Annotated in this window: 14 protein-coding genes and 1 riboswitch; of the genes, 10 read left to right on the top strand and 4 right to left on the bottom strand. The window is 44.2% G+C overall.

Annotation, left to right across the window (positions count from 1 at the left end; genetic code table 11):
- The first annotated feature begins 2 nt into the window (after nucleotides 1-2).
- The 4 genes from V7K61_RS18205 to lnt all read left to right on the top strand — a co-directional run bounded on the left by V7K61_RS18205 (nucleotide 3) and on the right by lnt (nucleotide 6,436).
- On the top strand, nucleotides 3-554 hold the full coding sequence (locus V7K61_RS18205) for a Chromate resistance protein ChrB (protein ID WP_335055276.1): 552 nt from the start codon (nucleotides 3-5) through the stop codon (nucleotides 552-554).
- A gap of 271 nt (nucleotides 555-825) precedes the next feature.
- Entirely contained in the window at nucleotides 826-1,695 is an 870-nt protein-coding gene (locus tag V7K61_RS18210; RefSeq protein WP_335055278.1) for a zinc metalloprotease HtpX, read from the top strand.
- 498 nt (nucleotides 1,696-2,193) lie between these two features.
- Complete coding sequence (gene gyrA, locus V7K61_RS18215) at nucleotides 2,194-4,797, top strand: DNA topoisomerase (ATP-hydrolyzing) subunit A (RefSeq protein ID WP_335055280.1); 2,604 nt, start codon at nucleotides 2,194-2,196, stop codon at nucleotides 4,795-4,797.
- A complete protein-coding gene (gene lnt, locus V7K61_RS18220) occupies nucleotides 4,778-6,436 on the top strand; it encodes an apolipoprotein N-acyltransferase (RefSeq protein ID WP_335055282.1) in 1,659 nt (552 codons plus the stop codon). Before gyrA ends, lnt begins: the two co-directional genes overlap by 20 nt.
- Before the next feature lie 35 nt (nucleotides 6,437-6,471).
- On the opposite strand, the gene V7K61_RS18225 is transcribed toward lnt, so the two are convergent.
- The gene (locus tag V7K61_RS18225; protein ID WP_335055284.1) at nucleotides 6,472-7,080 is read right to left on the bottom strand and encodes a pseudouridine synthase; all 609 of its coding nucleotides are present in this window, start codon (nucleotides 7,078-7,080) and stop codon (nucleotides 6,472-6,474) included.
- A 228-nt stretch (nucleotides 7,081-7,308) separates the two neighbouring features.
- On the opposite strand from V7K61_RS18225, the gene V7K61_RS18230 reads away from it, so the two are divergent.
- Both V7K61_RS18230 and V7K61_RS18235 read left to right on the top strand, forming a co-directional pair.
- Nucleotides 7,309-8,181, top strand: a complete 873-nt coding sequence (locus tag V7K61_RS18230; protein ID WP_335055285.1) for a phosphodiester glycosidase family protein — start codon at nucleotides 7,309-7,311, stop codon at nucleotides 8,179-8,181.
- A gap of 431 nt (nucleotides 8,182-8,612) precedes the next feature.
- Nucleotides 8,613-10,505 (top strand): calcium-binding protein, encoded by a 1,893-nt coding sequence (locus tag V7K61_RS18235; protein ID WP_335055287.1) that lies wholly within the window; start codon nucleotides 8,613-8,615, stop codon nucleotides 10,503-10,505.
- A 90-nt stretch (nucleotides 10,506-10,595) separates the two neighbouring features.
- On the opposite strand, the gene V7K61_RS18240 is transcribed toward V7K61_RS18235, so the two are convergent.
- A complete protein-coding gene (locus V7K61_RS18240; RefSeq protein ID WP_335055289.1) occupies nucleotides 10,596-10,721 on the bottom strand; it encodes a hypothetical protein in 126 nt (41 codons plus the stop codon).
- A 161-nt stretch (nucleotides 10,722-10,882) separates the two neighbouring features.
- Between V7K61_RS18240 and V7K61_RS18245 the strand changes: the two genes are divergently transcribed.
- Nucleotides 10,883-11,875: a 2-hydroxyacid dehydrogenase gene (locus tag V7K61_RS18245; RefSeq protein WP_335055291.1), complete on the top strand. Its 993-nt coding sequence runs from the start codon at nucleotides 10,883-10,885 to the stop codon at nucleotides 11,873-11,875.
- A 77-nt stretch (nucleotides 11,876-11,952) separates the two neighbouring features.
- Nucleotides 11,953-12,049: riboswitch (TPP riboswitch) on the top strand.
- Nucleotides 12,050-12,056: 7 nt separating this feature from the next.
- Nucleotides 12,057-13,430 (top strand): phosphomethylpyrimidine synthase, encoded by a 1,374-nt coding sequence (thiC, locus tag V7K61_RS18250; protein ID WP_292818366.1) that lies wholly within the window; start codon nucleotides 12,057-12,059, stop codon nucleotides 13,428-13,430.
- A gap of 647 nt (nucleotides 13,431-14,077) precedes the next feature.
- Here the strand turns inward: thiC and V7K61_RS18255 are convergent.
- The gene (locus tag V7K61_RS18255; protein ID WP_335055293.1) at nucleotides 14,078-16,066 is read right to left on the bottom strand and encodes a S8 family serine peptidase; all 1,989 of its coding nucleotides are present in this window, start codon (nucleotides 16,064-16,066) and stop codon (nucleotides 14,078-14,080) included.
- Nucleotides 16,067-16,343: 277 nt separating this feature from the next.
- Between V7K61_RS18255 and V7K61_RS18260 the strand changes: the two genes are divergently transcribed.
- Complete coding sequence (locus tag V7K61_RS18260; RefSeq protein ID WP_335055295.1) at nucleotides 16,344-16,487, top strand: hypothetical protein; 144 nt, start codon at nucleotides 16,344-16,346, stop codon at nucleotides 16,485-16,487.
- A 94-nt stretch (nucleotides 16,488-16,581) separates the two neighbouring features.
- Nucleotides 16,582-17,466, top strand: coding sequence for a DUF4351 domain-containing protein (locus tag V7K61_RS18265; protein ID WP_335055297.1), 885 nt, complete (start codon nucleotides 16,582-16,584; stop codon nucleotides 17,464-17,466).
- 89 nt (nucleotides 17,467-17,555) lie between these two features.
- Here V7K61_RS18265 and V7K61_RS18270 read toward each other — a convergent pair whose 3' ends face one another.
- Nucleotides 17,556-17,816 carry a hypothetical protein gene (locus tag V7K61_RS18270; protein ID WP_335055299.1) on the bottom strand — a complete coding sequence of 87 codons (261 nt, stop codon included), beginning with the start codon at nucleotides 17,814-17,816 and terminating at the stop codon, nucleotides 17,556-17,558.
- Nucleotides 17,817-17,976: the final 160 nt, after the last annotated feature.

Raw genomic sequence — 17,976 nt, forward strand, 5'->3', positions numbered from 1 at the left:
CTATGGATAGAAAATCTTGGAATCTATTAGTGTACAAAGTACCCGCACAGCCTTCAACGCAGCGGGTGTATGTTTGGCGTAAACTTAAGGGATTGGGCGCACTTTACTTACAGCAGTCGGTGTGCTTGCTACCACAGCGAGAAGACTTGCAGAGCCATTTGGAAGAATTGAAAGCGGACATTATAGCAGGTAGCGGTGAAGCAGATTTGTTAACTATTTGCATTGACGAACCTGAGCAAAATGCTATGTTAATAGAGCGTTTTCAACAGCAGGCAGACCAAGAATATCAAGAGTTTTTGGGGCAATGTCAAGATTTCCATAGCGAATTGAGCGAGGAACGGAAAATAAGTAACCTCACTTTTGCAGAACTAGAAGAGAATGAGGCGGAACTAATGAAACTGCGTTCTTGGTTGCCAAAAATCCGCGATCGCGATTTGTTTGATACTCCAAAATACTCACAAGCCACTGAAGCTTTGAAGGCGTGCGAATTAGATTTTCAGCTATTTTCCCAACAAATATATCAAGCACAAGGAATAGACTCAGAATCTTTATAAGTAAATGGATCTTAACTAATAGTTAGGCATAGCTTAATCTAAGCATCACACTTGTAATTTCTGCCTAGATAAACAATTTATTCCTATAGATAGATGCGTTTTTAGTATCTATAGATATTAATTATATGACTAAAACTTAAGTAGGAAAACCGTACTTATCTGATAGGTTTTCTGTACCATATATCTAAGTTTAGCTGGATAAAATCAAAATGTAGCTGAAGTAATGCTGTTTTCTCAAACATTTACACAGCATTAGCAGGAGAGCAAAAATATGACAAATCAATTGAAAACGGCTGCAATGCTTGCTGCACTAAGTGGTCTTTTGATAGCAATTAGTTACTGGGTAATTGGCGGTTCTAGTGGTTTGATTATCGGCATTGGCTTGGCAGCAGCAACCAACCTGTTTTCCTGGTATCAATCAGATAAAATTGCCCTAGCAGTATACCAAGCGCAACCTGTAAGTGAAAGGGAAGCACCAGGACTTTATCGGATGGTGCAGAGATTGAGCGATCGCGCTAACATTCCTATGCCTAGAGTTTATATTGTTCCCAGCCAAGGCGCTAACGCCTTCGCAACAGGGCGCGATCCCGAACACGCTGCTGTGGCTGTCACTGAAGGTATTTTAAATATATTGCCAGATGATGAACTCGAAGGCGTTATTGCCCACGAACTAACCCATATTATTAATCGTGACACCCTGACACAAGCCGTTGCTGCTACTGTGGCTGGTGCGATCTCATTTCTAGCCCAAATGGTTAGTTACAGCCTATGGTTTGGCGGTGGTTCGCGAGATGACAACAGAGGTGGAAATCCAATAGGAGTTTTATTGACAGTCATGCTTGCGCCAGTGGCTGCGACAATCATTCAGCTAGCAATTTCGCGCACACGAGAATTTTCCGCTGATGCAGGTTCTGCGAGATTAACTGGCAATCCCCGCGCCTTAGCTAGGGCATTGCAACGCTTAGAAGCTTCAGCAAAGCAAGTACCTTTAAATGCTAATCCAGCTTATGAGCCGTTATTAATTATTAATTCCATCTCTGGGCAATTTTTGGGTAACTTATTTTCTAGTCACCCTGCCACAGAAATGCGAGTTGCAGCATTGCTGAAATTAGAGCAACAACTGCCAACAAAAGCTTATTAATTTGTCATTAGTCATTAGTCATTTGTCCTTTGTGAAATTAACAATGACTAATGACTAATTAATACAGGGTGCAGTTTTTAAAGAATATAAAGTACCAACAAACTGAGTTTCGACACTTCTCTTTTCTACGAGAGGCTGCGCCAACGAGACGCTCCGCGTAGCTTGCTTCCACGAAGTGGTACGACTGCGCTCAACTCTCGACATCTGAGGGTTGAGCGCAGTCGAAACCCGCCTGGTTGGGACATTATTAACCCGCAGATCCCTAACTATCTGGTGTTTGCAGCAATTACACATTTGGGTATTGCCCCCACTTGGCATTTTCCTCAGTATCACTTAGAAAGGATTGACAAGCGGCTGAGTTAGCTGCCCAGGCAATAAAAAGCAATATATGCTAAGATTGTATCAAATTATAGCAATTATTCAAGAGCAATTTAGAATAATTTTGCGCTTTGTTGAGTAAAAAAGCTAAAATCTACGATTTTTGGAGATTTTTAGGTTATGACAACCTCACAGGAGAGGATTATCCCGATTGACTTGCGAACCGAAATGTCGCAGTCTTATCTGGAATACGCCATGAGCGTGATAGTGGGTCGGGCGTTGCCAGATGCCAGGGATGGTCTAAAACCTGTGCATCGTCGCATTCTCTACGCAATGCACGAGCTAGGTCTGCTCCACGATCGCCCCTTTAAGAAATGCGCCCGTGTAGTGGGGGAAGTATTGGGTAAATATCACCCCCACGGTGACACAGCTGTGTATGATGCCTTGGTGCGGATGGCACAGGATTTTTCCATGCGATCGCCCCTAGTTAACGGGCATGGTAACTTTGGTTCGGTAGACAACGATCCGCCAGCCGCCATGCGGTACACCGAATGTCGGTTGCAAGCTTTAACTAGCGCTGGTTTACTCCACGACATTGAGTATGAAACCGTAGACTTTGCCGATAACTTCGACGGTTCCCAGCAAGAACCCACAGTTTTACCAGCACGGATTCCCCAGTTACTACTTAACGGTTCCTCTGGGATTGCCGTGGGCATGGCTACCAACATTCCGCCCCACAACTTGGGCGAATTGATCGATGCTTTGGTGGCTGTAATCCACAATCCAGAAATCACCGATCTCGAATTAATGCAGTATGTCCACGGCCCAGACTTTCCGACTGGGGCGCAAATTTTGGGGACATCTGCCATTCGAGAAGCTTACACCACCGGGCGTGGTTCCATCACCATGCGTGGTGTCGCCAACATTGAAACCGTTGAACAACGGGGACGCCCAGATAGAGAAGCAATTATTATCACCGAATTGCCCTATCAAACCAACAAAGCGGCGCTGATTGAAAAAATCGCCGAAATGGTGAACGAGAAGCGTCTAGAAGGGATTGCAGATATTCGGGATGAAAGCGATCGCGACGGGATGCGAGTTGTCATCGAACTCAAGCGTGATGCTTATCCCCGCGTCGTGCTGAACAACCTCTACAAGCAAACGCCACTGCAAGCCAACTTCGGCGCGAATATGCTGGCGTTGGTGAATAGCGAACCCCAAGTACTCACCCTCAAGCAGTTCTTAACCGTCTTCTTGGATTTCCGCATCGAATCCATTGCCAGACGCACCCGCTACGAATTGCGGAAAGCCGAGGAACGCGATCATCTCCTCCAAGGGTTATTAATTGCCCTATCTCAGTTAGATCCGATTATTGTCTTGATTCGCCATGCGCCCGATGCACCCACAGCTAAAGGCGAATTAATCACAACTTACGGACTCTCAGAAGTGCAAGCAGATGCGATTTTGCAGATGCAATTGCGCCGCTTGACTGCCTTAGAAGCAGATAAAATTCGTCTGGAACACGAAGAATTACAAACGAAGATTACCGACTTGCAAGATATTTTGGCACGTCGGGAGAGAGTGCTAGAAATCATTGAAACTGAAGTCGGGCAACTCAAAACTAACTTCGCCACACCCCGCCGCACGGTGATTTTACCAGGGGAAGGGGAATTAGACGATCGCGACCTCATTGCCAATGAAAAAGCGATAATTCTGGTGACAGAGCAAGGCTACATCAAACGGATGCCAGTTAACACCTTTGAAGCCCAAAGCCGTGCTACCAGAGGCAAAGCCGCAGCCAAGGTGAAAGATGATGATACCATTGAGCATTTTTTGACTTGCTGCGATCATGACAGTATTTTATTCTTTAGCGAGCGTGGTGTTGTTTATTGCCTGAGAGCTTATCAAATTCCAGCGAGTTCGCGTACCAGTCGCGGCACACCAATTGTGCAAATGCTACCGATTCCCAAAGAGGAAAAAATCACCTCCATTGTGCCGGTTGACGAGTTTAGCAACGAAGAATACTTGGTTATGCTCACTAAGGGCGGCAATATCAAGAAAACCGAATTGGCAGCCTTTAGTCATATTCGCGCCAATGGTTTGATTGCCATTTCCTTAGAAGAAGGCGACCAACTGCGCTGGGTACGACGCGCTAAAGTAGAGGACAGCGTAATCATTGGTTCTCGTAACGGGATGGCGATTAACTTCCGGTGCAACCACGAACAACTGCGTCCTTTAAGTAGGGCGACTCGTGGGGTAAAAGCCATGAAGCTCAAAAATAAAGATGAACTCGTGGGTATGGATATTCTACCCGCAGCAATTCTGGAAACTTTGGATGTTACAGAAGCAGAAACAGAAGATATCGAAACAATCGAAACAGAAGATATCGAAATTACCGAAATTACTGAAGAATCTGCGGAAGTGCCTAGCAGTGGCGTAGTTGGCCCTTGGGTGTTGGTAATTACAATGGGTGGATATGGTAAGCGTGTACCAGTAGCCCAGTTCCGGCTGCAAAATCGTGCTGGTCAGGGTTTAATGGCAACCAAGTTCAAAAACCGCAAAACCAAAGACAAGCTAGCAACCCTACGCATTGTCAACAACGATGATGATGAAATCATGATGGTGACAAATCGCGGTATTATCATTCGTCAAGCAGTGAATGCGATTTCTATCCAATCGCGATCGGCAACTGGAGTCAGAGTGCAGCGTTTAGACGAAGATGACGCTATTACCGGAGTAGCAATAGTTCCACCTGATGCTGTCGATGCAGAAGAAGCAGAGTAAAAAGCAGGGGGAGCAGGGGAGGCAGGGGAGGCAGGGGGAGAGGTTAACCTCTTTACTGCCTTACTTGATTGCCTTAGCTAGCGGCATTTTAATGGGGCTAACTGTAGCCCCAGTAGGTGCATGGTTCTTGGCTTGGATTGCCGTGGTTCCTTTATGGGTGCTAGTTGTCACTTCAGCCAAGGGTAAAAACAAATTCCCCCCTGCTTTCCTGTGGGGTATTGGTTTTCACGGTGTGGCCCTATTCTGGATTACTGGAATTCATCCGATGACTTGGTTGGGCGTTCCTTGGTTGCCGAGTTTGGCAATCACGCTTTTTTGTTGGGGATTTATCAGTGTCTTGGGAGGGGTATTCGTTAGTATTTGGGCGGCTGTAATGATTCGCTTGGGCGGACAAAAACCGTGGCTACGTATACTTATTGGTACAGCCGTCTGGTGCGGCTTAGAGAGTCTATGGAGTGCTGGCCCTTTGTGGTGGAGTTCCCTTGCTTACACCCAAAGTCCGCATAATCTCGTAATTGTACATCTGGGTCAACTGTCTGGGCCTAATACTGTTACAGCTGCGATCGTTGCTGTGAATGGGTTAATTGCTGAAGGATGGACGAACCGCCAAGACGCCAAGAACGCCAAGATTTTCTCTGCGTCCTCTGCGCCTTCTCTACGAGACGCTGCGCGAAGGCGGTTCGTTAATAAATATTGGGTTATCGCCACAGGATTATTAATTACCTTACACTTCATCGGTTTTATCTTATATAGCCGTCCCATCGCCCAGTTACCAGAAGCAGCCTTGAAGGTGGGGATTATTCAAGGTAATATCCCGAACCGACTTTTACGAAGTTCCGAAGGGTTTCGTCGCGCTCAAGAAAATTACACCAGTGGGTATATAACTTTAGCAAACCAAGGTGTAGATGCAGTCCTTACCCCAGAAGGAGCCTTACCTATTTTCCAGCGTAATTTGCTAGAAACGGCCTTAGTTGCAGCCGTGAAGAAAAAAGGCGTAGTTGCTTGGATTGGGGCTTTTGGCGAACGGGGAGACAGTTATACAATTAGCTTGTTTACTTTCAATAGTAAAGGTGAAATTGTCAGCCGCTACGATAAGTCCAAACTAGTACCTTTGGGAGAATATATTCCCTTTGAAGGGATTTTAGGCGGAATAGTTCAACGCTTGTCGCCTTTGGAAGCACACCAAGTTCCTGGTTCAGCAAATCAAATATTTGATACTCCTTTTGGTCGTGCGATCGCTAGTATATGTTATGAATCAGCTTTTCCCGAACAATTTCGCCGTCAAGCGGCGGCGGGTGGGCAGTTTATCCTCAGTTCTTCTAATGATGCCCATTACACTGCATCCATGCCATTCCAGCATCATGCACAGGATATCATGCGGGCAATTGAAAGCGATCGCTGGTCAGCACGGGCAACTAATACCGGATATTCAGCCTTTGTAGATCCTCATGGCAGAACCTTGTGGATGTCTGGATATAATACCTACGAAACTCATGCTGAAACAATTTATCGGCGACAGACACAAACTCTATATGTGCGTTGGGGTGATTGGTTAACACCGTTGTTATTGATCTCCTCTGGAGGAGCTTGGCTGGTAATTCGCGGTATAAAGAAATTTAGTAATGTTGGAAATCCCTAGCGTATTGAGTATTTGGAATTATTACCGAATTCCTTTTATGGGGCGGCTTTTGGGGGAAAACTTTTCGATTTACTAAAATCATGGATTTCAGAAACGGTGAGGTCGCGCCATTGACCCAATTGTAAGTCATCTAATTGTAGATGAGCGATGCTGACCCTGACCAGTCGCAAAGTCGGAAACCCAACAGCCGCAGTCATACGCCGGACTTGACGGTTTTTTCCCTCTGTCAAAGTCATTTCCAGCCAAGCTGTCGGTACATTTTTGCGAAATCTAATCGGTGGAGTGCGTTCAGGTAGCTCTGGTTCTTCTGGTAAGAGCTTAACTTCTGCTGGTTGAGTGCGGTAATCTTGAATTTCTACACCTGTTTGCAACCTTTTGATAGCTTCTGCATCTGGAATTCGCTCTACCTGTACCCAGTAAGTACGGTTATGACCAAAACGCGGATGGGCGAGGCGATGTTGCAATTGTCCATCGTTCGTTAACAGCAGCAATCCTTCACTATCCCAATCTAAGCGTCCCACAGGATACACATCAGACACATCAATATAATCTTTTAGGGTGCTATGTGTGGGCGCATCTTTTGTAAACTGGCTGAGAACGCCGTATGGTTTGTAAAAAATAATATATCGATAATGATTGGTCATTTGTCATTTGTCATTGGTCATTGGTCATTGGTCACTGCGTATAAAAGGCACAGGTGCAGACCAGAAAAACTTACTACAACTTCTCCTCTGCTCCCCTGCTCCTCTGCTCCCCTGCTCCTCTGCTCCTCTGCTCCCCTGCTCCCCCGCACCTCTGCTCTCCATCACACTGGGCAAAATTATCCAAAAATTTGGGCATCCTAATAAGAACAATATAGTGAAGAGTTGATTATGCCAAGTTCTAAAATCTGCCGACGGTCTTTCTTGTTTTTAGGAGGTGCTGTCTTGGCACAAGGATTAACATTGGCACTCCCCGCAACCGCTCAAACTGTACAAGTGAAGAGGGGTAAGGTAAATGGTTTGTCTTTTTATCAAACTATTATTGACCTCACTGACCCCAAAACCTTTATTACTATTGGTTTAGCGAATAATGCAACTTTAGCTAATACTAATCAAAAAACTAGTGGTGATGAAGAATTTAACAATCTAGTGGCTCGTCATCGCGCTGCTGTTGTTGCTAATGGTACTTTTTTTGCCAAGAATAGCCAGAAAACAGTGATGGGTAACATGGTAGCGGCAGGAAGATTTATCAAATACAGCCAGTGGGAAAATTTTGGCACTACTTTGGGGTTGCGAGTTGGCAATAAACCGGAAATGGTGACAGCACGGGTTGACGGTAAACCGGAATGGAATCAACATTGGTTGTCTATTACCTGCGGCCCTCGACTATTGAGACAAGGACAAATTTGGCTGAAGCCGGATGTTGAAGGATTCAAAGATCCTGGTGTTTTAGGTACTGGCGCACGAACTGCGATCGGGTTTCCTGCTGACGGTAAAAAGCTATTTTTGATCAATTTCGATAGTGGATTAACTTTACAGCAAGAAGCGCAAGCAATGAAAGCAATCGGTTGTCATGAAGCAATGAATTTAGATGGTGGTGCATCGAAAGCTTTTGCTGCTAACGGTAAAATTTTAGTCCCCGCCGGACGCCCATTAACTAATGTGATTGTTGTTTATGATGCGAAAAATCCTGCTCCTGCTGCTTTACAACAATCATGGAGCAGGTTTCAGAAAGGCGATCGCCCCGTCATACCTGGTCGTTAAAAGCTTTTGGTTGAAGGATGTGAGGGCTGCATAGGTGTAGCCCAACCCAGGATCGCTTTGAGTATTGCGATCGCTTATCTCCGTAAATTACATTTTGCATATTACTTAGTAGAACTCAGTTTTAATACTTAAGAATACATAAAGATATAAACAAAACCAAAGTAAAAAAAAATACACTTAAAGTAGTGACAATTAACTAAACAAACATTACAGTGATTAAGTTAACCAAAGTTGCTATGTAACTATACTAGCTGCTCACCGCTTGTAAGCTTCTCAAAAGCGTGATTACAGTGAAAAATTAGTTTTGCTAAATGTGTCTAAATTATACCGAGAGTTCCAACTATCGGCTAACTTAGTGTGCCTGAAAACAGCAATACCAGCAGGTTAATATCTCAAGTTTTTAAAACAATTAATTTAGGTAGGCAGAACTTATGGCAACTATCAAGGGTACTAACCTTAATGACCTCCTCAATGGCACCGCTAGCAGTGACATCATCTATGGCTTTGAGGGCGATGACTTCCTCAATGGTGGAGCAGGTAACGACACACTAGATGGTGGCATTGGTAACAATACATTGACAGGTGGAGCGGGTAACGATACTTACATCGTTAATAGCGTTGGGGATATTGTCAGTGAGGGGAATGGCTCAGGCAGCGATGCGGGTGGTATTGATACAGTTAAATCTTCTGTTGACTGGACATTGGGTAGCTATATCGAAAACCTGATCCTAACTGGTACTACAGCCATAAATGGCATTGGAAATGGGCTAAATAACATCATTACAGGCAATACTGCCAATAATTACCTTTCTGGGGGAGATGGTAATGACACCCTTTATGGTCTTGAGGGAGACGATACTCTCACTGGAGATGCTGGAAACGACAAACTCTATGGTGGTGAGGGTAATGACAGCCTCTCCGGTGGCGAGGGAGATAATAGCCTATATGGTGATGTAGGTAACGATGTCCTTTATATTAGCGGTTCTTCTGGGAAAAACCTCTTAGACGGTGGCTCTGGGAATGATTCATTTTATGCTAGCAACACCACTGGCAACAACACCCTCAAAGGAGGAAATGGGGATGATAATTTCAATATTTCTTCAGCTACTGGGAAAAACCTCTTAGACGGTGGCTCTGGAAATGATTCATTTTATGCTAGCAACACCACTGGCAACAACACCCTCAAAGGAGGAAATGGGGATGATAATTTCAATATTTCTTCTTCTTCTGGAAATAACCTTTTAGACGGTGGCTCTGAGAATGATTATTTTAATGCTTACTACAGCACTGGCAACAACACCCTTATGGGAGGAACTGGGGATGATTCTCTAGATATTTCTTTAGCTACTGGGAAAAACCTCTTAGACGGAGGCTCTGGGAATGATTCGTTTTATGCTAACTCCAGCACTGGCAACAACACCTTCAAGGGAGGAACTGGGAGTGATTATTTCCAGCTTTATTATTCTTCTGGGAATAACCTCGTAGACGGCGGCTCTGAAAACAATTCATTTTATGCTTACAGCACCACTGGCAACAACACCCTCAAGGGAGGAACTGGGAATGATAATTTCCAGCTTTATTATTCTTCTGGGAATAACCTCTTAGACGGAGGCTCTGGGAATGATGCATTTTATGCTAGCTACAGCACTGGGAACAATACCCTAAATGGTGGTAGTGACAATGACTCCTTCTATTTGAGCGCCCCATATACTGCCCCCTCTGTTTTAGTGACTCAAACGGTAGATGGAGGTACGGGTGACGATTATTTGTCCGTCGATTACGGCTCTGCTACTGCGGGAATTGCCTCGACTTTTAATGCAACTACTAAGCAAGGCTCGATTACGGCTGACACGTATCGAGTGAGCTACAAGAATATTGAACGATTAGATATCAATGGTACAGCCTACGCTGACAGTATTGTGGGAAGCAATGGCAATGATTACCTCTATGGGAACGATGGCAATGATCTCCTGAATGGAGGGAAAGGCAATGATTTTCTGTACGGGTATGGTGGCACTGATAGCTTTGCCTTCAATAATTACAATGAAGGCGTTGATAGTCTTTATGACTTCGACACTAATGGTGAACTTATTCAGGTATCGGCTACTGGTTTCGGCGGCTCCTTAGCAGTAGGTACACTCTCAGCTAGTGCCTTTAGCATCGGTTCAGCCGCAACAACGGGCGCTGAAAGATTTATTTACAACAGTGGTACAGGTGGACTGTTCTTTGACAAAGATGGTAGTGCTGGTGCCTTTGGTCAGGTACAATTCGCGCAACTAAACGCTGGGTTGTCACTAAGCGCAACCAATTTCGTTGTTGTCTAGTTCTACGCATAAGTAACAGAAAAACGAAGCACAGAGGCACAGAGAATACTGACGAAATAAGAGAGAGAGTTTTTGCGTAAGTCCTCTGGACTACATAAGCCCTCTCTCTTCATCATTTTTTGACCCCATTTCTTCTTGATGAATTGTGAACACCCTTGCTGCTGCATAAAACTTATGCAATGCTGAACATTGCTGTTTATTTTCCGCTTCAACCAAGATAAATAACTCGGAATTAAATTTTTGCTTTAATGATTTAATTCTGAAATCCCTTGCTTCAAAAATGCCGCAGCTACGCTCGTTGTAGACATCGCTTTTCTAAACGTCAAGGTATTATGTACTCGAACACCGTGCAGCATACATAAAATCTGAGGTTTTGCATGAAAGTAGCAGTTTTCAGTACAAAAGCCTACGATCGGCAGTTTTTGTCAGCTGCAAATTCTCCCATCCAACACGAGTTAGTATTTTTTGAACCCCGTTTAAATCGGGATACAGCTATCCTGGCTGCCGAATTTCCGGCGGTTTGCGTATTTGTCCACGATCAGGTTGATGCCACAACTTTAGAACTTCTTGCCTCACGGGGAACTCGTCTGGTTGTCCTTCGCTGTGCAGGGTTTAATAATGTAGACTTACAAGCCGCAGCAGACTTAGGAATTACCGTTGTGCGTGTTCCCGCCTATTCACCTTATGGGGTTGCAGAACACGCCGTAGGATTAATTTTAAGCCTAAATCGCAAAATTCATCGTGCCTACAACCGTGTCCGAGAAGGCAATTTTTCTTTAGATGGACTGTTGGGATTTAATTTGCATGAGCGCACAGTGGGGATTGTCGGTACCGGCAAAATCGGTCTGATTTTAGGACAGATTATGAAGGGGTTTGGCTGCAACCTACTCGCCTATGATGTTTATCGCAATCCAGAATTGGAGGCGCTAGGTGGAAAGTATGTAGAACTACCTGAGCTATTTGCCAATTCTGATATTATCTCCCTGCATTGCCCCCTAACTCCTGAAACCCATCACTTAATTAATACTGAGGCTATAGAAAAGATTAAGCCAGGTGTGATGCTAATTAATACTAGCCGAGGAGCGCTGATTGATACCCAAGCTGTGATTGAGGGGTTGAAGTCTGGTAAAATTGGCTATCTTGGTGTAGATGTCTACGAACAAGAATCGGAATTGTTCTTTGAGGATTTGTCTGAGGAAATTATTCAAGATGATGTTTTCCAGCGTTTGACAACCTTCCCCAATGTACTGATTACCGGACATCAAGCCTTTTTTACAGCAGAAGCTCTCTACAATATTGCCGAAACAACTTTTGCTAATATTACCGATATTGAACAGGGTCGTCCTTGTGCAAATGAAATTCGCGCCTAAACCCTAAAATCCAAAATTGTATTACCTCATAAATTGTTAACACCTTTGCTCCCAGATATAACCAAGGTGCTACACTACATCCATGCTAGGGGTGCCTACATAACGAGGCTGAGATCAAACCCTTAACACCTGAGTCTGGGTAATACCAGCGGAGGGAAGCTGTTTATTGAGGAATTACAATATGCGGACTGAATGGGTTGCTAAACGACGTGGGCAGGTTAATGTATCTCAAATGCACTACGCCCGCCAAGGTGTTATCACCGAAGAAATGCACTACGTCGCCAAACGGGAAAATCTCCCGGCCGATCTCATTCGTGAGGAAGTAGCACGGGGACGAATGATTATCCCCGCGAATATTAATCACACTAACCTAGAGCCGATGGCTATTGGCATCGCCTCTAAATGTAAGGTAAATGCTAATATCGGCGCTTCCCCCAATTCTTCTAATCTTCAGGAAGAAGTTGATAAGCTAAATCTCGCGGTGAAGTATGGTGCTGATACCGTGATGGATTTATCCACAGGCGGCGGTAATTTAGATGAAATTCGTACCGCCATCATCAAGGCTTCACCTGTTCCCATTGGTACAGTGCCAGTTTACCAAGCTTTAGAAAGTGTCCACGGCACAATCGAGAATCTGACTGCTGATGATTTTCTCCATATCATCGAAAAGCACGCCCAGCAAGGAGTAGACTATCAAACTATCCACGCTGGGATTTTGCTTGAGCATTTGCCTTTGGTGAGAAACCGGCTCACTGGTATTGTCTCTCGCGGCGGCGGTATTTTGGCGCGATGGATGCTACATCACCACAAACAAAACCCGCTTTATACTCACTTCCAAGATATTATTGAGATTTTCAAAAGGTATGATGTCTCTTTCAGTTTAGGAGATTCCCTGCGTCCCGGTTGTACCCATGATGCCTCAGATGAAGCACAATTAGCTGAATTGAAAACCCTCGGACAGCTAACTCGCAAAGCCTGGGAAGATGATATACAGGTGATGGTGGAAGGGCCTGGACACGTACCAATGGATCAAATTGAGTTCAACGTCCGTAAGCAGATGGAAGAGTGTTCGGAAGCACCTTTCTATGTTTTGGGGCCATTGGTGACAGACATTGCTCCCGGTTATGACCACATCACTTCAGCCATTGGAGCCGCAATGGCTGGATGGTACGGTACTGCGATGTTGTGTTATGTAACACCTAAAGAACATTTAGGTTTACCAGATGCCGAAGATGTGCGGAATGGGTTGATTGCCTATAAGATAGCGGCTCATGCGGCTGATATTGCTAGACATCGCCCTGGTGCAAGGGATAGAGATGATGAACTTTCTAAGGCGCGTTACAACTTCGATTGGAACCGTCAGTTTGAATTATCGCTCGATCCAGAAAGAGCTAAGGAATATCACGATGAAACCTTGCCAGCAGATATCTATAAAACTGCTGAGTTTTGTTCGATGTGTGGGCCGAAGTTCTGCCCGATGCAAACTAAGGTTGATGCTGATGCGCTGACAGAATTAGAGAAGTTCTTGGCGAAAGAGGCGGTGACTCAAAGCTAACAGATTAGACCTCTTGCAAAAGTCGAAAAACCGCTGTAACTGGTATCAACTTTAAGTTAAAACTCTTTTAAAACCTTGTTCCCAGTCGGAGACTGGGAATGAGACAAAATGGTTTTGCTTCACGTGAAGGTGGAAGCTGCTACAGGCTGCGCAAAACACGGAAACGTCAAAGCGGAAGCTGCTACAGGCTGCGCAAAACACGGAAACGTCAAAGCGGAAGCTGCTACAGGTTGCGCGTAACACGGAAACGTTAAAGCGGAAGTTCCTACAGGGAAAGCGGAAGCTGCTACAGGCTGCGCGAAACACGGAAACGTCAAAGCGGAAGTTCTTACAGGGAAAAATATTTTGATTTTTGCTCAGTAATATGTGGTTATTTAACAGAGCATTAAAAATACCCCACCCTAACCCTCCCCGTATGTATTGGGGAGGGAACTAGATTTTCTTGTTTCCCCCCTTTACAAGCTACGGTGTACACACAAGTTATCGAATTACCCCACCCTAACCCTCCCCTTGGAAAGGGGAGGGAACTAGATTTCTTTCTTGTTTCCCCCCTTTATAAGGGGGGATTAAGGGGGGTAATATCAAGTCTGGCTAATTAGTTATGATTCCCGAATCTATGCAGAAACCCAAAAACCCTTCCCTCCTACTTAAAATCCAATTTCAATAGTCAAGCTGCGAATCTTTCCTGTATCTCCTTCAGCTTTATCTGCAACTTCCAGAGTCCAGGTTCCTTGGGGACTTTTACCTTTAAAGGCAGCAAGTTTAGGGGTGTTTACCTCGTCATAAGTTGTTTTAATATTATCTGTAGCTCCGCCTTGGCGATCGTGCAGATTTATGGGAAGTATGCCTATTTGCACCGGGGGAAGGAGAGTAACTATAAGATCCCCAATATAAGTATGCTCGATATCTACATTAACTTTGATGGATTTTAGGAGGGTGGTATTAGCGATCGCCACCGATAATGTTGATGTTTGTAGATCGTTAATTGGCACATCTTGCACTGCTTGGAATCTGCTGATGGGTGATGTTTGCGCGGGCTTGGCTAATTCTACAGCTTTCAGAGCATTGATTCGACCGTAACCGTAAAAGGGGCTGCGACCATTGGCATCATATTTACCTCCGGCTGAATCAATGCGATCGCACGAGCGTTTAAAAATATCTCGCACTTCATCCCAACGCAGATTTGGGTTTCTGGCAAGAATCAAGGCTGCTACACCTGCTGCACCTGGACAGGAACTAGAAGTTCCGCCAAATTCGTTGGTATAATTGCCTAAAGCCTCACCCAGATTTCGATTACCGGAATTATAACCAAGTACACCAGAGCGATCGGTTGTCCAAATTCCAGTAGTTTGAGAACTGTCACCATTGTTGCTGGGGAAGGCACACCAAACCGCCTGACCAAAGTCACTGTAAGCGCTTCTTGTGCCGTAGTCGTTACAAGCTGCCACCGCAATCACCTTTTGATAGCTGGCATAGCCGTCATTATCAACGCTTTCGTTACCATTGCCAGCTGCAAATAAAATTACACAGCCCTTGCCGTTGCGCCCTTTATTGATTGCAAAGTCTATAGCAAGTCGTGTGGAATCAGGCAAAGGTACTTTTTGCTTGTGTGCAGGATCGTCTGGCTCAAACCAAGTCCCATCTGCTGGGCCCCAGCTACAAGAAATAACATCAGCACCATTTTGAGCCGCCCAAATAAAAGCATCTGCTTCATCCTGCGACCCCAACGCTGAAGCTAAACGAATCGGCATGAGTTTTGCACCTGGTGCTACACCAGATGCCCCAAAGTTGCCGTTTCCACAAGCTACTCCTGCACACGATGTACCGTGGTTATTATCATTTCCCGGTCTGGGATTGTTCGTTTTACGTGTGATATCACGCGGGGCGACAATCTTGCCAGAAGAACGGAACTCTTCATGATCGAGATCCACACCATCGTCAATAATTGCAATAATTGTCCCAGTGCCATTGCTCAACTTCCAAGCTGCTTCAACGTTGGCATGGGCGTTGATTGTCTTACCATTAATTGTTGTTTGCTTTAAGTGCCACTGTTGCGGGAAAACCTGACGTTGGCGTGACTCACGCGCTAGTTCGGGATGACACAGTTCAACTGATTCCTCATTTAGAAGTCTCTCGGCGATGTCAAAGACGGCTATACCAGTATTTGCAGGGGCACTGACAAAATAAGCATTTCGTGCGTATTCAAGTTGGCGTTTAATTGTTAAGTTGTAACGTCTTAAAACTTCTTGGCAAACCCTTGACTCTTCTTCGCTATCAAATTTAACAAAAAGGTTTTCAGTGTAGACTACAGGTTGTTGGGATACTGGATCGATTAAGACGCGTCCGGCAAATTGAACTTCAGACTCATTGTTGAGAATTTCACGGGCGCGATCGCGCAAAGCGACACCCTGATTTGGAATTTTCGCTTGCAAAATTTCTACACCCGCTTGGCGAAACCGTGTTTTTAACTCAAATTGATTGAGGATACTACGAGCAATGGGTGATACAGGTGCAACTTCAAAGGATCTGGCACCAACAATAGTGCTACGGCTTTCGGTACGCACTACAACGTGGTCGTTACTGATAGCAAATTCATACTGTTGGCCGTTCTGTCCACCATAGCGAACTTGAACCATTGTTTAATCTCCTAAATGTTTTGAAAATTGGGAATTGGGAAATCGTATCCTAAGCTGTTGCGTATTTAATTTGTATATAGCGGTTATCAGTTTAGTGAGGTACAAGAACCCCACCCCCAACCCCCTCCCCGCAAGCGAGGAGGGGACTATGATGTACCTCGTGTGATTAGGAAACGCTATATGCGATGCGGGCAAGATGCCCGCACTACAATAATTTTACGTTTTCGTGTTATGCAATTTAGCTGCACATCAGCTTACACTCGTAAACCTGGGTACTATGCAGTACATTACAATCAACCCAGCACCGTGCCAGCAGGAGCAATTTTACAATTTAACGACGGTTGGGATTTCTCAGTTAGAAGCGATCGCTAATGTTGAGAATGCCGAACCTCAAATGCTGATGGAAAGAAGTTTAAGATAAATTACAAATTATACATATTAGAGATATTCTTACTTCTAAGTTGACGGTAATATAAGTACCATACTTCACTATTGCCTAAATCTTTTTTGGTTGAATGACTAGATTTATCCATGACCAATTTGCAAAAGATTATTTGGAAGAATTATTAAAACCTTATGGAGAAGTGCAAGGTTCTAGCCGTGTGGCGGGAGAAGTTCGAGAAATCGATGTTTTATTTTCTCCTTTAACAAAACAAAGCACGAATTTAGAAACACTAGGATTATTAGGAAGATTTGCCGCTACAGCAGCCATTTTTGAACCCTTCCGCAACCCTGCATCAAAAGAAGAAATTTGTGATTGTCTGTTAAAATTATTAGAAGTAAGGGGTGGATTACAACGTCAAGCAAATCGCAATAAAACTTCCATTCCAGAATTAGAACTTCCCAAATTATGGATACTCACCCCAACAGCATCTACAACGCTGCTGTCAGGATTCGGTGCTACTCAAAAGGTAGATTGGCTACCTGGAGTACATTTTATCGCAGAGTATTTGCGGACTGCGATCGTTGCGATTCACCAGTTACCGCGCACCCAAGAAACTCTGTGGTTAAGAATTCTCGGTCGAGGAACAGTACAAAAACAAGCAATAGATGAATTAGAAGCACTATCATCAAATCATCCATTTCGCAGAGCAACGCTAGAATTACTTTATAACTTGCGGCAAAACTTGCAAGTTAATCAAAATTCAGAAGAAGACGATCGGGAGTTAATTATGCGATTAAAACCACTTTATCAACAAGATCGGGAACAAGCTGTACAACAAGGTGAACAACGTTTAATTATACGTCTACTAAATCGCCGTTTGGGTGAGATTGATTCATCTACTATTGAGCGAGTTAAAGGATTATCTATTGAACAATTGGAGGCGTTAGGAGAGGCTTTGTTAGACTTTTCAGCTATTTCTGATTTAGAAGCTTGGTTAAACCAACAAATTGAATAAATCTAATCTGTAAAATTAAATAGGTTTTTGAGACGCGATAAATCGCCGTCTCTACAAGTTTTTTGGTTTTATCTGAACTGTATTGAATACTAACCAAAACTTTCAACAACGTACATATCATTTCCTGTATTGCCGACTAAAAGCAAGCTACTGTCATCACTTTCTAAATTTTGGCTGCCAGCAATACCCTTTTGCAGAACTTTAATTATTCTTTGAGGAGTAAAAGATTCCAATTCCACAAACTTTCCAGATTCTAACCATGCTAATTCTTCAGCAGATAAACTTTGACGTATTTCTTCAGGTAATTGTTTAGCTGCTTGTGCTGACTCTGGAGAGGATTGAATGAACATTCCGCGCTTAGTAGCGATTATTTGACGTGGCGTTAGTCCGATATCAATAATCGTAATCTCACTATTGACTGGACTTTAGACTAAAAAGCAGAAAATGACTCAGGGAAGCTGAGTTGAAAACAAGCAAAGCCAAAAAATTCAAAAATCAGAAATCAAGCAG

The sequence above is a fragment of the Nostoc sp. genome, assembly GCF_036918015.1.
Taxonomy (GTDB): domain Bacteria; phylum Cyanobacteriota; class Cyanobacteriia; order Cyanobacteriales; family Nostocaceae; genus Nostoc.